Origin of the sequence: Protofrankia sp. CiP3, assembly GCF_917627345.1 — a bacterium.
In the GTDB taxonomy this organism is placed as follows: Bacteria; Actinomycetota; Actinomycetes; order Frankiales; family Frankiaceae; genus Protofrankia.
Map to the genome: position 1 here is coordinate 6882 of NZ_CAKJTM010000163.1, position 391 is coordinate 7272.

Annotated in this window: 1 pseudogene; it reads left to right on the forward strand. The window is 73.9% G+C overall.

The features are described from left to right. Positions 1 to 391 (forward strand): annotated as a pseudogene (locus MJ797_RS25185) (transposase); the annotation flags it as partial.

Here is a 391-nt window from a genome sequence, read left to right on the forward strand (position 1 = left end):
GAAAAAGTGCGGTACCTGCTGCCGCGGCGCCGCTGCGGCTGCGGGAAACTCACCACCGCGACCTGGCCGTTCGCCCGTCCCGGGACGGTGACCTACGGGCCGAACGTGAACGCCGCCGCGGTGCTGCTGGGCTCGGAAGGCACCGTGCCGGTCGAGCGGACCGCGATGCTGCTCGAGGCGCTGCTGGCGCGCCGGTGTCGGCCGGGTTCCTCGCCCGCGCCCACGAACGGCTCGCCGAGGCGCTGGCCGTCGCCGGTTTCGACGACGCGATGAAAACCGCGCTGCGCGCCGAGGACGTGCTGTGCGGCGACGAGACCCCGGTGAACGTGCTCCGCACGGACACGGGCGAGGACGGACGGCCGAAACCCGGCGCCCCGCACGTGGTCGACCT